The following is a 17,374-nucleotide window of genomic DNA, read 5'->3' as shown; positions in this document are numbered from 1 at the left end:
AACGTTAATTTATGAAGTATTGCTAGCAAAGGATGGGCTGTAACGAACTGAAATTGGGCTGTGGCTTTATAATTGATTAAGAAAACGGTCTGTTAATGCCCATGTGCCGGCGGTGTTGTCCATTAAAATCCCGTGGTGGTGTGCTTGAATCACTTCCATTTCTTTCTCTTTTGACCCGATTAGAGAAAATAGTTCCTTGGCCCCGGAGGCTGCAACAATGGGGTCTTCATCGGCTTGAATGATGAGCGTTGGCGCGGTAACCGCATCAAGCAGTTCATACATGTCAAAAATCAAACGTCTTAATTCGTAAAGGCTTTTAATCGGTGTGTTACGGTAGTTAATATCCGGGTGTTCAGTATCGTTCTCGATAAAAGGCTTTACGCCTTCATAGCTTGAAACCCATTCGACCAGTTTATTGGTGCCGTGTAAAAAAGGCACCAGCATAAAAGATTTGCGCATGAATTTGATCGGGACAGAGGATGCAATCACACCGATGATGTGCTCCGGATAGTGCGCCGCCAGTTTAAGTGCGAGCGCACCTCCGGTAGAAAAACCGGCCACGGCTATCCGGTCTGTATAAGCGCTGAGAATTTTAAAACCGCGAACGACGGACGCAAACCAGTCTTCCATCGCCTGTGCCCTAAGCGCATAAGGCGAGGTGCCATGACCTTTCAGGCGAACGCCCATTACCGTATAGCCCTGCTGGGCCAGATGTTCGCCGTAATTCCGCAGTTCTGCAGGTCTTGCCAGCAAACCATGAATAAGAAGCACCCCTTTGCCATTTGAATGGGCGGGATGCAGCAAATAAGGGGATGCATCGGCTGTTGCTGATTCTTTCCGGTTGATATCGTCGTAACGCGCTTTTCGGTAGGTCTTTTGTTCCCACAGCAAAGCCCGAAGTTCATCTTCAAACTGCCAACTGGCCATTTGCCGGGCAGAAGTATGAGGATATTCAGTCAATGCTTGAATAGCGGTTTTTCGGACATCGTAAATCGGCCAGACTTCGTTGTTATAGACAGCGATCAGGTTTTCCATGCGTATGGTATCGATATCATACGCCTGACATAATTTCGGGAGAAAATGATAGTTTGTTTCATCTTCAGTGATCAGTTTGCTCTCTTTGGCGACGCAAATAAACTGTTTAAAACGTTTGCTGAGTCCCTGCGTCAGGTCAATATAGTCGTCAGGATTAAGAAGGCTTCTGTGCAGGTTGATACGCGTGTTGTTTTGTAGGTGTTTAACCGCAATGTAAAGCGTTTTGTAAAAGCGGTCCTTGTCGATTTTTTGCTGGCCGGTTCTGACGCAATGCATAATCAGGCTTGCGGCAATATGACTTAAGTTGATCGTCACATTGGCGTAGATGTTAACCATATACCGGTTGCGTGTGTTGCTGGCGCTTTTTTTAAAGTAAAACCCCAGCAGTCTTTGTTTCCAGTTTTTGGGGGCAGTGTGTAGTTTGAATACATCGTCCAAGGATTTGAACTCGGACTTGACCATTGTCAGCAGATGGCGGTTCCACCAATGCCAATCCTCATAAGGATCAACCGGCGTGCCCATGCGAATATCCATGTCAGTATCTTTCAGCAGAATGTTGCCCTCGACCAAAAGCTCCTCGGTTTGGCGTAGGCTCAGGCCGTTGGATATCAACTCCACGCCTTTTTGTAATAAATTTTCCGAAGCACGGATAGGGTAAAAAGTGATATTGGACGGAACAATCAATGTGGGCTTGATTGCGGCAATCAAAAGTTGTTCCAGGCTGTCGAGTCTCAGTTCGTCTTTCCAGCGCTGTAACTGAGCATAGTCCTTGTTCGAATAGGCATTGCGGATGGTGGCTTTAAACGCTTCAATACCCTGAGCCAATACGGCCGCGCCGGTGTGATGTTTACGATGAGCCCCGGTTATCCGAGAAAAAATACTATAACGGCCTTCCTTGTCCATAACACGCCGGTCTTTAACCATGCCGCCTTCCGGAAAGATAATGACTTTGCGGCCACGAAAAATCTGACTTGCCAGCAGAGGAAAGAGACGGGGGTGATCATGGGGAAAAACGCCCGCTGATTTTAAGTAGCGGGACAGGAGAGTGTCTTCTTTGAAAAATTCGCCCGAAGCTACGGCGCAACTGTATGCGCCGGTTTTTTCGTGAATCAGGATTTGCGGAATGAATGTTTCAAAACGAGAAAAATGGTTGAATAAAAAAATATCCCCTCGCTCGGCTTGATTCTGCGCGTGCAGTTTCATTTTTACGCCGAGCATGCTTTTGACTGACCCGAATAGCGATGCTGTTCTTTCGTAAACCGCCGGGTCTATATCAAACCAGTCAAGAGGATAGGAGGTTTGGGGCATAGTTTCCCATTATTCTTGAGGCGGGCTGCTCAATTCGAGATGGTGCGGGGCGCTGTCATCGTCATCCCCCTCACCAAAGTCGCCATTCAGATCATCAGCGCTCAATAAATCGCCTTCTTCATCCGGCACATTGCCGTCATGTATCAGATAGTTGCGGCGTTGCAGATAAGAGGAACGAATAAAATCGTAGCGATCGACGGATGCTTCATTCACCATTTTTTCAGTAGAAAGCAATCCTGCGCGTTGATCAGTGACCTCTAATGCATTGGCGGCTGATGAGGCTGCGCTGACTGCCGCACCGGCAAACATGGCATAGTTAAGCGGATCCATCAATGCATCGCCCATAAGGCCGGCCACGCCACGCGGTGAGCTGGGACCAAAAAACGGCAGTACCAGGTAAGGACCTGATGGAACGCCCCAATAACCTAAGGTCTGATCAAAGTCTTCATTGTTTTTAGGTAAATCGACCATGCTGGCGACATCGACAAAACCGGCTACGCCGGCAGATGTGTTGATCAGGAAGCGGCTGAAATCCTTGCCCGCTTGCAGCATTTTTAGCTGAAACACATCATTGATGAAAACACCGATATCATCGATGTTGCTGAAAAAGTTGGTTACACCCTGACTGACAATATCCGGTGTAATTGTTTCATAGCCTTTGGCAACCGGTTTCAATACGTACCGGTCGACGCCATCGTTAAAGTCATGTGTGCCACGGTTCCAGCCTTCCCATGGGTCATCCGGATTAGTTGGATTGGAACTGCAACCGTTGAGTAATGCAGCTAAAAATACGGCACTGATTGACGTTAGGATTGGTTTGTGAATCAAACGACGTGTAGTCATAGCGGTAAAAAGTCCTGTTATAAATAAAACTTGGTAGTCAGTTTAGGCGATATCGCAGAATAAATATACTCAAATGGTGTCGAATCTTCGCGCTGCTAAAAGGTGTAAAAGAAGTGATTTAACTTTGTTTCGAAGTGTTCTCAAGGAGTATTTATGGATTTAAAATCAGTTGCTTATAGCTGAAAAATATTTTGTAAGCTTCAGTTTTTAAGTGTGAAAAGTCCTGAGTGCCTAATCAATTCTGTAAATTGCTAAAGGAAATTATTAAAACGGTTCAGTTTCATTTCATGTAACTGTCTCTTAGGATATCAGGATAAACACATTATTTTCTTATTATCAAATGACATTACTCACTGTCAAGGTTCACGAAAATTTCGAAAAAGGATGGAAAACAGTGGGCGGGTTGTTGTGAGGCCGTTTCTCTACGAGTCGATGGCAAAGTAATGGTGATGTGGGGGCTGAATGGCGCTTTTCATCCGCAGGGGGCATATTTCAGTGAGTCATCAAATATTACAGAAGATCCATTTAAACAGCACCGCTTTAAAAAGCATAAACCATGCGCCAAGTGCCTGACCATTCGGTATTTTTGCCGTCAGTTTGGCTGGCGCCTAAGCCAAATTGCAGTGTCGCATTCTGGTTGAAATCCCAATGTATTTGGGGTGTCAGTAGATATTTCCAATGTGAGTGTTCTTCAAACTCGGTGTTTAATTCAATACCCAATGTCAGTTTTTCAGAATAGTCATAAAACACACTGGTGTTAAAGACGCCGACATACTTACCGTTTTTCTCAAAATCATCGCGCCGTAAACCTAGCATATTAAATGTGCTGATGCCTGTGCTCCAGCGGTAGCCGGCCAGATAGAGCCAATCAGCACTGTATTTTTGTTGGTGCCGGTCGTGGTAAAAAAGAATCTGCCACCCATGAATAAAATGATTACTAAATAGTGTGCCTATTGTTCCCTGCAAGCCGAGTTTGTATTCGCTCAACGACAAGTTGTCGAAGGGTAATTCAAATTCAATTGCATAATCGTCCAAAAAACTGAATTCAAATTCAGGGGCCCACTCGGTAAAGCCGTTTCTGAGCGAATGACTGACCAGAACGTTTGCTTCAGCTTCACCTTGCTTGACGCCAAGTGGCCTTACCAGGTCAAACACCATGGGTTCCGGAATATGAGGGGCTCCACTGCTAATGGCAGCATCGCCTGGATCATTAGCCGGTGTATTAGCATGACTGGCCGCCGATGAAAGGAAAAAAAAGAAAATCATCAGGGCTCGTTTTATCAGCAAAAAGTATCCTGCTAAAACGGCTGGACGTTTAAAAGCAAATGGCATAAGAGAAGGAAATATTTTTTGATGTGTTCATAAAGTAATCAAATAAAGGCAAAGTTTATGCCATAAAGAAATGGGCTTTTGTGATCGTTGAATAGGCGGGTAACGAAAAATAACTTGTAAAAGACTGTTGTATTTTGCAACATGCCTGTTTCAAAATACATCACTTTAATGGTTTCCGGCGTTACGCATGTCCATCGTTCAAAAACTGACACTCTCCCTGGTCGCACTGAGTTTCTTTGTGTTCGGCATCTACGGCGCAATTCATTTGCGTGCTGAGCGCCAGGATTTGCGGATAGCGATGGAACAAGAAACGCAAATTTTAGCATCCAGTATTCAGGTGTCGGTAGAAAATGCCTTGCGCGACCAGCAGATAGAGGATGTACAGAAATTACTTCAACAATTGGAACGCATAGATCCGGCCATTCATATTCGCGTTTATATCAGTGATAGCGAAGTGCTTCATTCCGATGCCGAAATCCGGGACTGGCCTGATAGCCTTGAACAGACTTTGTTAGAGATTGCACGGAATGGTGAAACGCGCTTGTTGTATTTTCCTGTTGATAAACCCAATCTGTTGTTTCTTTCCCAGCCTTTTATCGACCGGAAAAACGTGACGCTCGGTAATCTGACGGTCGTTCGTTCATTGGATCCCATGAATGAGGATTTACAAGCTACAGAGCGCACTATTTTGATTACGCTGGCAAGTTTTGTATTGGTGACGTCAGGGTTTTGTTTTGTGCTGGTGCGGCTGACTGTTGCAAGGCCTTTAGAGCGGCTTGGGCAGGGAATGCGTGATTTTAGAGACGGCAATCTGCCGCCGTTACCTTTGCCAGTGGCCGGTAATGATGAACTTACCCGTGTGATTCGAGAATTTAACCGGATGATTGCTGAGCTCAGTGAGGCCTATCGGCAATTAGAGGTCGAAACTCAACATAAACGCAGTTTGCAGAGAGCGCTGCAGAATGCTGATAAATTGATTACCATTGGACAGTTATCGGCCGGTTTGGCTCATGAAATCGGTACGCCGCTGCAAATTATCAACGGAAGAGCCCGGGCGCTGGTTGAATCCGATACAACACCTGACGATGTTCGCCGTATTGCGCAGATATTGGTTGCTCAAACTGATCGGATGACCAGGATCGTGAAACGCCTTTTGGATTTTGTGCGTCATCGTCCTCTTGATCCGGCTCCTTGCGATGTGGCGATGGTAATAACCGAAGTGTTGGACATGTTGACTTATGAAGCGCGTAACAAAGACATCGCGTTGAAATTCAATCAAGCCGATGATTTGCCAAGGGTTAAGATCGATAAAGATGGCATTCAGCAAATCGTGCTGAATCTGGTCAGTAACGCTTTGGCCGCTGGAGCTCCGGGCGGGAGCATCAGGGTTGATTTACATCAAGACTTAATGTTTAAAGCCGGGTCGACTATTCCCTCCTTACAACTCAAGGTGAGCGATACCGGTAAAGGCATAACTCCCGAACATTTGACCCAGCTTTTTGAGCCTTTTTTTACGACTCGAGCTGATTGTGGAGGAACCGGTTTGGGTTTGGCCGTGGTTAAAACGATTGTGACTGAAATGGGTGGATCAGTGGCTGCGGAGTCAAATTTAGGTTTAGGAAGTTGTTTTACAGTTGACATTCCATTAAAGGCTTATCCATGAGTGATCAACAAATCCGCTTGTTAGTCATCGACGACGATGCCGCCATGGTTGATTATCTGGTGGACATGTTGCTACTTGCGAAATATAAAGTAGCGGGCTTTACTGAAACCCAAGCGGCCCTGGATGCCATAGCCGCACAGCCGTTTGATCTGGTCATTTCCGATGTGGAAATGCCTGGAATGCGAGGGCTGGATTTAATGGCCGCGATTCATCAGCGTCGCCCTGAACAATTGGTTTTATTAATAACAGCCTTTGGCAGCGTCGATTTGGCCATGCAGAGTGTCAGAGCCGGTGCCTGCGAATTTATCGCTAAACCTTTTCGTATAGAGGAGTTGTTAAAGGCTATTGAGCGAGCCTTACAGGATAGGCAAATGCGCAGAACCGCGGTGAGATTAGGATCTAATCAAGGCAACAGTAGTGGTTCCGTGTTTATTGCCAGAAGCCTGGGCATGCGGCAGATGCTGAAGTTAGCCGAACGTGCTGCAGCGGTCGATTCAACGGTGATGTTAACCGGCGAGAGCGGCACAGGAAAGAGTGCGATAGCGCGTTGGATTCATGATTTAAGTCCTCGTAGTCACGGCCCGTTTATAGCAATCAACTGTGCTGCGCTGCCGCATGCGCTGGTGGAAAGTGAGTTGTTCGGCGCCCGTAAGGGGGCTTATACCGATGCCCGGGAGGACCGGGCTGGATTGTTCGAGCAAGCCGATTCAGGAACATTGTTTCTTGATGAAATTGCCGAATTGTCTTTGGAAGTTCAACCCAAATTGCTGCAAGTACTAGAAACAGGAAAAGTGCGTGCTTTGGGAGATACCCGAGAAAAAGCTATCAATGTCAGATTGATTGCTGCTACACACCAACCTCTGGAGCAGAGGATTAACGAGCGCTTATTCCGCGCGGATCTTTATCATCGTCTGAATGTGATCAATCTCACCATTCCACCCCTGCGGGAACGCAAGGAAGATCTTGATGAGTTGGTTAATTCCTTGAACCAGCGCATCAGTTTGCGGATGGGAAAAAATTCGCCGGTTCTTATTTCAACTGAAGTTTTACGCTGGATTCGAGCTTATCATTGGCCGGGTAACGTACGGGAACTGGCTAATATTCTGGAACGCGCTATCGCACTGACAGAGCACGATACGTTGTTATTGGAAGATTTGGCGCAAGCTTCACAGCTTCCGGAATCCGAAGGCTTTTTGCAAAATGCGTTGCAGCAAGGGTGGACTTTACACGATGTTGAACGCGCTTATATCAATTATGTGCTGGAGAAAACCGCCGGCAACAAAATACAGACGGCCAAATTGCTAGGTGTCGATCGCAGCACCTTGTACAGAAGGCTAGGCTAGCAGCAATTCCCAGTTTGACGATAAAAAAGGGGTGGCATAAGCTTTGCGAGGATGTCGGCATCAGGGATGCTGCCGTCAAGCCCTCATGGATGAGTCTTTGGCGTTCCTCGCAAGGCTTACGTCACTCCTTAAAGCCATATTAAAAGTTCAAACTGGGAATTGCTGGATTCCTTTAATTTTTGCCGAATTGAGCCAGAAACTTATCCAGTTGATTGGCAAATGCCTGTATATCGCGCGAATTTAATGCAGACGGTCCACCGGTATCGATTCCGCTGCCCCGCAGCGTATCCATGAAGTCACGCATGTTCAAGCGCTCCTTGATGTTGTCCAGGGTGTAACGTTCTCCACGAGGATTGATTGCGTGACCGCCCTTGCCAATGACATCGTGCGCTAACGGAATGTCGCCCGTAATAACCAGGTCGCCCGCGCTTAAACTTTTGACAATTTCGTTATCAGCTTCATCGTAGCCGGATCTGACCTGCATGAATTTGATATAGCGCGAGGGCGGCGTTTGAATAAACTGATTGGCGACCAGGGTCGTTATGATCGTAGTGCGCTCGGCAGCCCTGAACAAAATGTCTTTGACCGCTTTCGGACAAGCGTCCGCATCAACCCATATCTGCATAAATAAACCTTAGATCAGAAAAAATGTAGTAATTATTCAGCATAGGTCGCATGTTTTTCGCAACCCAACAATTAACCCCACGGCCTTGAAATGTTGGCTTGACTATCGCCAATCCAACCAACACATCGCATTACCTTTGTTTTGTTGCATCGCTGAATAATCACAAAATGTAAATATCCGCGTGCATGATAACGTTAAAAGCGGTATCTCTGAACGGATTGACGAAAATTGTTCCCTATCAGCTCGCCGATATCGCTTTTAAAGCAGTATTGGATAAATCGGTTAGGGAAGAGCATGTGTATGCATGGCGGCCATTCTTATTACGGCTATTTGCAAAATGAGGTTGGAATGAAGGCCGACAAGCTTGATCCTTGAACTTGATCAAGTGGTTGGAATTTGACTTTCGGATATTTCATGGCTAGGTTGGATAGGACTAGAACGTCTTGTTACGATCCAAAAGAGTCATTCAAGGATTTACGCCTAATGTCGGGTGCAATGCTGGAAGGTGTCATTCAACAACTTACAGCTCAGCTTTTCGCTTGCAGCGGTGGGGGGCGAAAGGCGCGGTATTCAGCTAGCTAGAGGAAACCCAGCCATTGATATTGTTCTGCGTGAAGGAAAAATGTAGGTGATGCCCAAAGAATCGCGGTATTGCTTCACAAAGGGGAGTGGCGCCAATGCGGACATGCACTCACTAAGCCGGAACCAAAAAAGTCATTTAAACTCAAGTCAACATTTATTAGGCGGCAACAGGAGGGTAAGGAGCCCGTGTAATGGAAAATACGACTATTAACCGGATCCTATTTTTTCCCGGCATCCCGTTCCGACTAAACTCGGCTAAGCTTTAAAGGGCAATGTCTTCGAAGGGGAAGAGGGCAATTAACCGCCGGATTAATAAACCCATAACCGCTTGCTTCGTGTTGTCAGATGATGCATGCTTGCCTGAGGATTTAATCGGTTCTTGGCCAAGGAATTTCATATTCTTCAGATAACGGCGTCGTAACATGCATTTCACTTCTCCATTGTTCATCAGCCGCGCAGCCGGGATTTTTAGCGCAGGCCTGGGGCTCATAGTTTTAAGCGGTTGGGTGTTTAATATCGTTGCGCTAAAAAGCGTAATGCCTGGATTAATTTCCATGAAACCCAATACCGCTGCCGGTTTTTTGCTAAGCGGCATTGCCTTGAGTATTTCGCCTGCCACTCAATTCGGGTGGATTCCTCAACGGCTAAGTAGAACTGCAGCCTTTTTGCTGCTGCTCTTGGGAGTCATTACTCTCAGCCAATATCTTTTTGACCAAGATCTTGGCGTCGATCAACTGTTATTCCGGGTAGCGCCCGGCGCTTCTTTTGATGATTTGCATCCGGCACGGATGACCCCGCAATCCGCCTTAGGCTTTTCAATTTTAGGCAGTATGCTTTTGCTGCTCAGGTCTCGTCAAACCCTGGCAATCGCCCAATATTTGACGCTGGTGTTCGCCATAGTGCCGTTTATAACTATCCTCGGTTATCTGTTAGGCTTTGATTCAGTGCCGTTTGTTCCCGCATATAAACCCATGGCAATCCATACCGTCCTGGGATTTCTGGTTGTGTCGACTGGCATATTAGCGGCCACAATCGACGTGGGCGTATTAGCTAAATTACGCAAAAAACTGCCGAGCATCATTTTCGGTTTTGCGCTGATATTGCTGTTACTGTGCGTCGCAGCCACAGTCGCCAACTGGAGGCATATGTCTCAGGTTAATGCCCGTCACATCCGAACGCACGAGATCGTATTGAGACTGGAAAATATTGCTACCGAGATCGAATTCAACATTTCCGCTTACCGTGGCTTTGTGCTGACCGGCCAAGAAAAATTTATCGCTCCGCTTGAATCATCTCGAAACCGATTAGATTCAAATCTTGCGGAAATTCGGCAATTGATTGGCAGTGAAAATCAACAGGAAAAGCTGTCTAAACTAAAATACTTGATCAAGCATCGTATCCAATTGTGCGATGAGAAAATTCAGTTACGCAAAGACCGTGGACTTGAGGACGCGGCAAAAGCCGTTGCGGCTGGCCAAGGTGAACACTTAAATCAACAGATCCGGACACAAATTGATGATTTCATCCGATCCGAAACGAAAATGGTCGAGCAACTACAGAACCAGGCTTATACTAACCAAAAGACTACGTTAATCGCTTTGTCATTTACACTGGTAACCGGTCTTGGTTTGCTAGTACTGGTAATGGCCGAATCGAGACGGCAAGCAAACCAGCGTAAAATGGCCGAAACTGAGCGCAGCCGTTTGATTGCCATCCTGGAGACAACCACTGACTTTATCAGCACCGCTGATCTAAACAACAACATCTCTTATATAAACCGCGCTGGTCGCGCCTTGCTGGGGCTTGGTGACCGGTCTGTTGCCGAACTGAATATTCCCGATGTCCATCCCAACTGGGCTTACGAATTGATCCTGGAACAAGGGATACCTAGCGCCAAACTTTATGGCTCATGGCAGGGGGAAACTGCGCTGTTAGCCGCGGATGGGCGTGAAATCCCCGTTTCTCAGGTTATCTTGGTGCACCGTGACGAAGAGGGTAACATCCAATTCCTGTCCACGTTGATGCGTGATATCAGCGAACTGAGGAGCGCACAAAAAGCCTTGGCTGAAAGCGAACAGCGCTACCGTCTTCAAGTTGAATATGCCCCGGAGGGCATCGTGGTTCTGGATACTGACTCCTGTTTATTTGTGGATGCCAACAGTGAAGCACTGAAAATGTTTGGTATGTCCCGCGCTGAATTTTTACGCTGCGGACTCAAAGATGTCATGCCGCTTACCCAATCCAACGACCGCCAGACAATGGATTTTGCCTCTGAAAAAATTCACGAGGCGCTGGCTGGAGGCATGCCTATTTTCGAATTTGTCCATGTCAATGCGGCCGGACAACCGTTTCCTACAGAAGTTAGGCTATTGCGTATGCCATCAGACGGCCGCCAACTGATCCGCGGTAGTGTTACCGACATCAGTGAACGCAAAGACGCCGAGAAGGCTTTGCGTATTCGTGATAATGCCATCCGGACGTCGCTAAATGCCATTGCCATGGCTGATTTGCAAGGTAACCTGACTTACGTTAATGACAGTTTCGTAGCACTTTGGGGCTATCAAAACGCCGAGGAAATCCTGGGTAAATCCGCGACGGTCTTTTGGCAGGATCCCAACAAAGCACAAGCAATCATGGTGGCCCTGGTAAACAGCGGCCGGTCTTGGCGTGGGGAGTTCACAGGACTAAATAAAAAGGGTGAGTTGTTCGATGTCGATATTTCGGCAAGCCTTGCCTTTGACGCAAATGACAAGCCCATCGCCATGATGGCGTCATTTCTGGATATTAGCGAACGTAAACGGAGTGAAGAACTACAACGTCAAATGCTGCATAGACTCGATACGATTGCCAACGCCTCACCGGCTTTGCTATGGCACTCCGGTCTCGATAAGTGCTGTGATTGGTTTAATAGGCGCTGGCTGGAGTTTACCGGGCGTACGATCGAACAGGAAACGGGCAACGGCTGGACTGAAGGAGTACATCCGGACGATTTAGAACGCTGCCTTTCAATTTATTTTAATGCCTTTGATGCCCGGCAGCCTTTTTCTATGGAATACCGCCTGAGTCGCCATGACGGTGAATATCGGTGGATCATCGACCAAGGTTTGCCGCGTTATGACGCGGATGGTGTGTTCGTAGGTTACATAGGTTCGTGTCTGGATATTAGCGAGAATAAGCAAATCCAAGCAGAATTACAGCGTTTTAAAACCACACTGGATCTGACCCAGGACTGCGTGTTTATGTTCGACCCGCTAACCTTGAAGTTTTTCTTCGTCAACAAAGGCGCATTCGACCAAGTCGGATACACAGTCGATGAAATGATGGATATGACGCCACTGGATATCAAACCCGAATTTGACGAAACCCGTTTCAGGACCATGATTGCCCCGATGTTGGCCGGCGAAATCTCCGGCCATCATTTCGAGACGGTACATAGACACAAAGACGGCCACGACATCAATGTGGAAATTGCCTTGCAGTATGTGGCACCCGCCAATGAATCACCACGTTTCATTGCCATTGTCCGGGACATTACTCAACGCAAGCTGGCAGAACAAAAATTGATCGAGCGGGAGGCATTTTATCGTGGCGTCATCGAAGCCTCCTCTGACAGTTTCTGGTTGTTTGACAGCAACGGCTGTCTGCTTCAAGTCAGTGACAACTATTGCCAGCGCTCCGGTTACACTCAAAAAGAGTTGACGTCCATGAGCCTCAGGGATGTCGATGCCACCATGTCACCATGTCACCATCGGACATCGCGGCTCGTATCCAGAAATTAATTGAGGCTAAACAGGCTGTTTTTGAGACCCAACATCGTGCAAAAGACGGTTCTGTATGGCCGGTGGAAGTCAGTACAGTGTATATGCCAGTTTCAGGCGGACGTTTCTTTTCATTTATTCGCGATATCAGTGAGCGTAAACGGGTGGAAGATAAACTTCGCGCCAGCGAGGCTTCGTTGAAGGAGGCGCAGCGGCTGGCCCAAATTGGAAGTTGGGAACTTGACTTAATCCAGAACCAATTAGTGTGGTCAGACGAGGTTTTCCGTATTTTCGAAATCGACCCTGCACGATTTGCCGCTTCTTACGAAGGTTTTCTGGATGCCGTTCACCCCGATGATCGAGCAATGGTCAATGCCACGTACACCGAGTCAGTCAACAATCATTCGGCCTACAACATGGTGCATCGTTTGCTTATGGCCGATGGAGCTATCAAATATGTTCGAGAACGCGGCAAGACGCTATATCAATCGAATATGCCGGTTCTTTCAATAGGTACTGTTCAGGACATCACAGAGGCCAAGTTGATCGAGGATGAGCTCTTGCTGTATCGAAATCATCTAGAATCTATGGTAAAAAGACGTACCGCCGAATTGGAGGCCGTTAACCAGGAACTGGAAGCGTTTGCGTATTCGGTATCGCATGATTTACGGGCGCCACTGCGGGGTATAGACGGTTTTAGTCAGGCACTGCTCGAAGATTATCAAGACAAACTGGATAATACGGGTCGCGACTATCTCAATCGCGTGCGGGCCTCTAGTCAGCGGATGGGTGATCTGATTGACGAATTGCTAAAACTATCGCGTATTACCCGGGCCATGCTGAAGCGCTCACGGATCAACTTGAGCGATTTAGCGCTGCTGGTTTTGCGACAGTTACAGGAGGCCGCGCCTGAACACCATGTTGAAACCGTTGTGCAAACCGGTCTGCAAGTCACTGGCGATGGCGGATTACTTAAGGTCGCGCTGGAAAATTTGTTAAGCAATGCCTGGAAATATAGTGCCAAACAAGCTTGTCCAAGGCTTGAGTTTGGTAGTTTTGAGCAAGACGGTGAGACGATTTATTTTGTCAGCGACAATGGTGTCGGCTTTGATATGCAATACGCCGATAAATTATTTGGCGCCTTCCAACGCCTGCATCATCGTGAACAATTTGAGGGCAACGGCATTGGTCTTGCCACAGTAAAACGTATTATTCACCGTCACGGTGGCCGAATCTGGGCTGAGAGCGAACTGGACAAGAAAACCACATTTTATTTCACTGTGCCAAACGAAGATCCCGAATCGGGGAATCCCTAACCGACGTGCCTCCGAGGAGTGAAGCATGAATACCCATGACAAAATTATCCTTCTGGTCGAGGACAACCCGGATGACGAAGCGCTGACCCTAAGAGCATTGCGTAAAAACAATATTCTTAACGATGTAGTGGTTGCACGTGACGGCGTTGAGGCTCTGGACTATTTGTTCGGAACCGGCGCTTACAGCGACCGCAATATCGATATCCAGCCGCAAGTAGTATTACTGGATTTAAAGCTGCCGAAACTGGACGGTTTGGAAGTATTGAAACGCATCCGTTCCGACCCTCGCACCCAACTGCAGCCAGTGGTTATTCTTACCACCTCCAGCGAAGATCGCGACATCTTGTCCAGCTATCAACTCGGCGCAAATAGTTTCATCCGCAAGCCAGTTGATTTTCAGCAGTTCATGGAAGCAGTGCGCCAGTTAGGCTTGTATTGGTTGGTCGTCAATACGCCTCCACCTACATCAGGGAGAAACTAATGACAAAGCCTTTATCGGTCTTGTTAATCGAGGATTCTGAAGACGATGCCATCTTATTAAGCCTGGAGCTACAGCGAGGCGGTTATCAGCCCGATATCAATCGGGTCGACACCATCGAAGGGCTGTGCAACGCACTAAAGCACAACGAATGGGACGTGATCATCACCGACCATAGCTTACCGGGTTTCGGTTCCGAATTAGCCTTGCGTATGGTGCGCGAAACCGAACTCGACATTCCGATCATCATCGTATCCGGCAGTATCGGTGAGGAAGCAGCGGTTAAAGCCATGAAAGCCGGCGCCAGCGATTACATCATGAAAGACAATATGGCGCGCTTGTCTCCAGCCATTGAGCGGGAATTACGCGATGCCGTAGTTCGTCGCCAGCAACGCGAAGCTGAAAAGACCATTCGCCACTTGGCCTTTTATGATCCACTGACACAGCTCCCTAATCGCCGCTTGTTGATAGACCGGCTGGAGCACGCATTACTAACCAGTGCACGCAGTAAACAATACGGCGCTTTGCTCTACCTGGACATGGATCATTTCAAGAACATTAATGACACTAAAGGTCATCATTACGGTGATATTTTGCTCAAACAGGTGGCAACACGATTGAAGACCAGCGTGCGGGAAGAGGACACTGTCGCCCGGTTGGGAGGTGACGAGTTTGTGGTGATTCTGGAAAATCAGGATCAATGCCCTGACCATGCGGCGATCCAGGCCAAACTGGTCGGGGACAAAATTGTCACTGCGCTCAGTCAGCCATACAGCTTGAACGAGCATGAGTACTTTTCATCTTGCAGTATCGGCATCGCCTTGTTCCATGGCGAAAAAAGTCAACTGGATAACTTGCTAACTCAAGCCGATACATCAATGTATGAGGCGAAGAAATCCGGTCGTAACACGCTAAGGTTCTTCGATCCCACCATGCAACAAGCCCTCGAAGAGCGAGTTGCGATGGAAAATGCGTTACGACAAGCCATCTGCAAGCAGCAATTTCAGCTTTATTATCAACTGCAAGTTGACAGTCAAAGCCGTCCTTTGGGTGTTGAAGCGTTGATTCGGTGGATCCATCCGGACAAAGGCTTGATTTCCCCAGCCGATTTCATTCCCTTAGCAGAAGAAACCGGGTTGATCGAACCCATCGGTCAGTGGGTGCTGGAAACGGCCTGTACCCAGATTAAAGCATGGGAGAAATGTCCATTTCGCAAACAGTTAACAATCGCGGTTAACGTCAGCGCTATTCAGTTTATTCAGCACAATTTCGTCACTCTTGTGAAAAATGCTGTCGAGCAGGCTGGGATTGTCGGTTCAAAACTTAAGCTCGAACTCACCGAAAGCATTGTACTGCGTAATGTCGATGACGCGATTGCCAAAATGGATCAACTCAACGCTTTCGGCTTCGCATTGTCGCTGGATGATTTTGGCACAGGCTACTCGTCGCTCAGTTATCTAAAACAATTGCCATTTACGGAGATCAAGATCGACCGCAGCTTTATCGACCGCGCGCCCACTAATAGCAATGATGCATTTCTGATCCAGATCATGATCAGTATGGGTCAACAATTCGGCATGGGCGTAGTTGCGGAAGGTATAGAAACCAAACAGCACTCGAATTACTAAAAAGCCTTAACTGTAAAGCTTTCCAGGGGTACTTGTTCGCCAAGCCGATGATGATTTACGACTTAGAAGCCATTTTGGATACTTATCTTGATACATACTAAGGCTAGGTTCTTCTGACGTTTCATCGAAGCCATAAAAGAACCGACCCAAACGAAAGCATCCCCATGTAATTGATGGCTTTTTTCTCATAACGGGTGGCGACTCTGCGGTAGTGCTTGAGCTTGCCGAACAAGCACTCGACCACATGCCCGTTCCTTATAATGCCAATAATTGCAGTCAATTTCTTCTGTCCGGTTCGATTTTGGCGGAATGATCGCTTTTATTCCCCGTGCCTTTAGCCATTCCCGCAGCTCGTTGGTGTCATAGCCCTTGTCGGCCAAAACCTCCAAAGCCCCGACGTTTTCCAATAGGGAGATGGCCTGCTTGCATTTGGCCTCCTGCCTGCCAGTCAGGGCCAATTTGATGGGAAGCCCCAAGCCATCACAGAGGGCATGTATTTTAGTGCCGAATCCACCTTTTGACCGCCCAAGGGCTCTCGCGGTTGCTGAACTTTTTTTCGCACCATCGGCACAGGCATGCGCCCTAATGTTCGATCCATTCAAGGAAATGTCTTACAGATCAGCTCCTTCGGACACGAAGCCAAGCAGTTTGTCCCATGAGCCATTCGCGCACCAACGGGAAAACCTTTTGAAAATACTGTTCCATTTGCCGTAGGCTGGCGGGAGTAGCCGCCACTGCGCCTCGAGCGCAATATCCATAAACAGGCATAAAGAAATCGCCTTAAATAGACCAATATCCGGTTCCATTCCCCTCACTCAATACCGCTCTGTTCATACCAAACAAATTGAGTGACCTTACACCATTGGTAAAACGTCAACAGAACCTGATTCTACAGTCTTCAAAGACAATCGTAATTGACAGTGTGATTGCTTCAGGGTTTCTATGTTAATCTCAACATAGAAACCCTAAATCGACATTCACTATTTATATTTTTAATGCTGGCAAATACCAGTCCTTTCGACACTTTACGCTCCAGACTGTCAGGCAAAATTTTGTTTCTAAAGTACTATAAATCTCAAGAATTTGAATAAGGGGACCGATCCTGTTAACGCAAACCTGATATGAAAAAAATGAGCCATTAAAACCAACAAGCCAAGCTTTCAAGACAGATCGTTTGTATCTGATTCGGTACAGACGATCTGCTAATTGACGATGAGATTAAGCTTGAGAACGTTTTTTTAAACCTAATAAGCCTAAAAAACCAGTCCCAAACAGCCATACAGCAGCTGGAATTGGGACAACTTGTACTTGGCTACTTAATATATACTCCTCGCAAATCAAAATTAGGTTTAGGAGTAGGCGATAACCGACTGATTTGTTTATAATCAACCTATGTCAAATCGTTACCATCTAACACAAGAAGAACTCGACGAGCTGGAATGCGAGCACCGCCATACCAGCGA

14 protein-coding genes are annotated in these 17,374 nt (G+C 47.2%); 7 read left to right on the top strand and 7 right to left on the bottom strand.

Features of this window, described 5'->3' with window-relative positions; translation table 11 throughout:
- Positions 1 to 66: 66 nt before the first annotated feature.
- The 3 genes from Q7V32_RS05010 to Q7V32_RS05000 all read right to left on the bottom strand — a co-directional run bounded on the left by Q7V32_RS05010 (position 67) and on the right by Q7V32_RS05000 (position 4,452).
- Positions 67 to 2,343: an alpha/beta fold hydrolase gene (locus Q7V32_RS05010; RefSeq protein ID WP_304895884.1), complete on the bottom strand. Its 2,277-nt coding sequence runs from the start codon at positions 2,341 to 2,343 to the stop codon at positions 67 to 69.
- A 9-nt stretch (positions 2,344 to 2,352) separates the two neighbouring features.
- Positions 2,353 to 3,186: a VacJ family lipoprotein gene (locus Q7V32_RS05005; protein WP_304895883.1), complete on the bottom strand. Its 834-nt coding sequence runs from the start codon at positions 3,184 to 3,186 to the stop codon at positions 2,353 to 2,355.
- Positions 3,187 to 3,726: 540 nt separating this feature from the next.
- Positions 3,727 to 4,452 carry a hypothetical protein gene (locus tag Q7V32_RS05000; RefSeq protein WP_304895882.1) on the bottom strand — a complete coding sequence of 242 codons (726 nt, stop codon included), beginning with the start codon at positions 4,450 to 4,452 and terminating at the stop codon, positions 3,727 to 3,729.
- 253 nt (positions 4,453 to 4,705) lie between these two features.
- Here Q7V32_RS05000 and Q7V32_RS04995 point away from each other — a divergent pair, with 253 nt between their 5' ends.
- On the top strand, positions 4,706 to 6,181 hold the full coding sequence (locus tag Q7V32_RS04995) for an ATP-binding protein (protein WP_304895881.1): 1,476 nt from the start codon (positions 4,706 to 4,708) through the stop codon (positions 6,179 to 6,181).
- Complete coding sequence (locus tag Q7V32_RS04990; protein ID WP_304895880.1) at positions 6,178 to 7,524, top strand: sigma-54 dependent transcriptional regulator; 1,347 nt, start codon at positions 6,178 to 6,180, stop codon at positions 7,522 to 7,524. Before Q7V32_RS04995 ends, Q7V32_RS04990 begins: the two co-directional genes overlap by 4 nt.
- Before the next feature lie 172 nt (positions 7,525 to 7,696).
- On the opposite strand, the gene Q7V32_RS04985 is transcribed toward Q7V32_RS04990, so the two are convergent.
- Positions 7,697 to 8,149, bottom strand: coding sequence for a YaiI/YqxD family protein (locus Q7V32_RS04985; protein WP_304895879.1), 453 nt, complete (start codon positions 8,147 to 8,149; stop codon positions 7,697 to 7,699).
- Positions 8,150 to 8,334: 185 nt separating this feature from the next.
- On the opposite strand from Q7V32_RS04985, the gene Q7V32_RS04980 reads away from it, so the two are divergent.
- Positions 8,335 to 8,490: a hypothetical protein gene (locus Q7V32_RS04980; protein ID WP_304895878.1), complete on the top strand. Its 156-nt coding sequence runs from the start codon at positions 8,335 to 8,337 to the stop codon at positions 8,488 to 8,490.
- 503 nt (positions 8,491 to 8,993) lie between these two features.
- On the opposite strand, the gene Q7V32_RS04975 is transcribed toward Q7V32_RS04980, so the two are convergent.
- Entirely contained in the window at positions 8,994 to 9,287 is a 294-nt protein-coding gene (locus Q7V32_RS04975; RefSeq protein WP_304895877.1) for a hypothetical protein, read from the bottom strand.
- Here Q7V32_RS04975 and Q7V32_RS04970 point away from each other — a divergent pair.
- From Q7V32_RS04970 to Q7V32_RS04955, 4 genes are read left to right on the top strand one after another with little or no spacing between them, the layout of a single operon-like run.
- The gene (locus tag Q7V32_RS04970) at positions 9,286 to 12,510 is read left to right on the top strand and encodes a PAS domain S-box protein (RefSeq protein ID WP_304895876.1); all 3,225 of its coding nucleotides are present in this window, start codon (positions 9,286 to 9,288) and stop codon (positions 12,508 to 12,510) included. The two genes, Q7V32_RS04975 and Q7V32_RS04970, sit on opposite strands and share 2 nt — an antisense overlap.
- Positions 12,471 to 13,805, top strand: coding sequence for an ATP-binding protein (locus Q7V32_RS04965; RefSeq protein ID WP_304895875.1), 1,335 nt, complete (start codon positions 12,471 to 12,473; stop codon positions 13,803 to 13,805). Before Q7V32_RS04970 ends, Q7V32_RS04965 begins: the two co-directional genes overlap by 40 nt.
- Before the next feature lie 25 nt (positions 13,806 to 13,830).
- Positions 13,831 to 14,286: a response regulator gene (locus tag Q7V32_RS04960; RefSeq protein ID WP_304895874.1), complete on the top strand. Its 456-nt coding sequence runs from the start codon at positions 13,831 to 13,833 to the stop codon at positions 14,284 to 14,286.
- On the top strand, positions 14,286 to 15,911 hold the full coding sequence (locus Q7V32_RS04955; protein ID WP_304895873.1) for an EAL domain-containing protein: 1,626 nt from the start codon (positions 14,286 to 14,288) through the stop codon (positions 15,909 to 15,911). Before Q7V32_RS04960 ends, Q7V32_RS04955 begins: the two co-directional genes overlap by 1 nt.
- Before the next feature lie 185 nt (positions 15,912 to 16,096).
- On the opposite strand, the gene Q7V32_RS04950 is transcribed toward Q7V32_RS04955, so the two are convergent.
- On the bottom strand, positions 16,097 to 16,513 hold the full coding sequence (locus Q7V32_RS04950; protein ID WP_304895872.1) for a transposase: 417 nt from the start codon (positions 16,511 to 16,513) through the stop codon (positions 16,097 to 16,099).
- Positions 16,514 to 16,522: 9 nt separating this feature from the next.
- On the bottom strand, positions 16,523 to 16,717 hold the full coding sequence (locus tag Q7V32_RS04945) for a transposase (RefSeq protein WP_304895871.1): 195 nt from the start codon (positions 16,715 to 16,717) through the stop codon (positions 16,523 to 16,525).
- Positions 16,718 to 17,374 lie beyond the last annotated feature (657 nt).

It is taken from the genome of Methylicorpusculum sp. (assembly GCF_030651835.1).
Taxonomy (GTDB): Bacteria; Pseudomonadota; Gammaproteobacteria; order Methylococcales; family Methylomonadaceae; genus Methylicorpusculum.
Note: the sequence above shows the minus strand (reverse complement) of the source record. Positions and strands in the feature narration are given on the sequence as shown.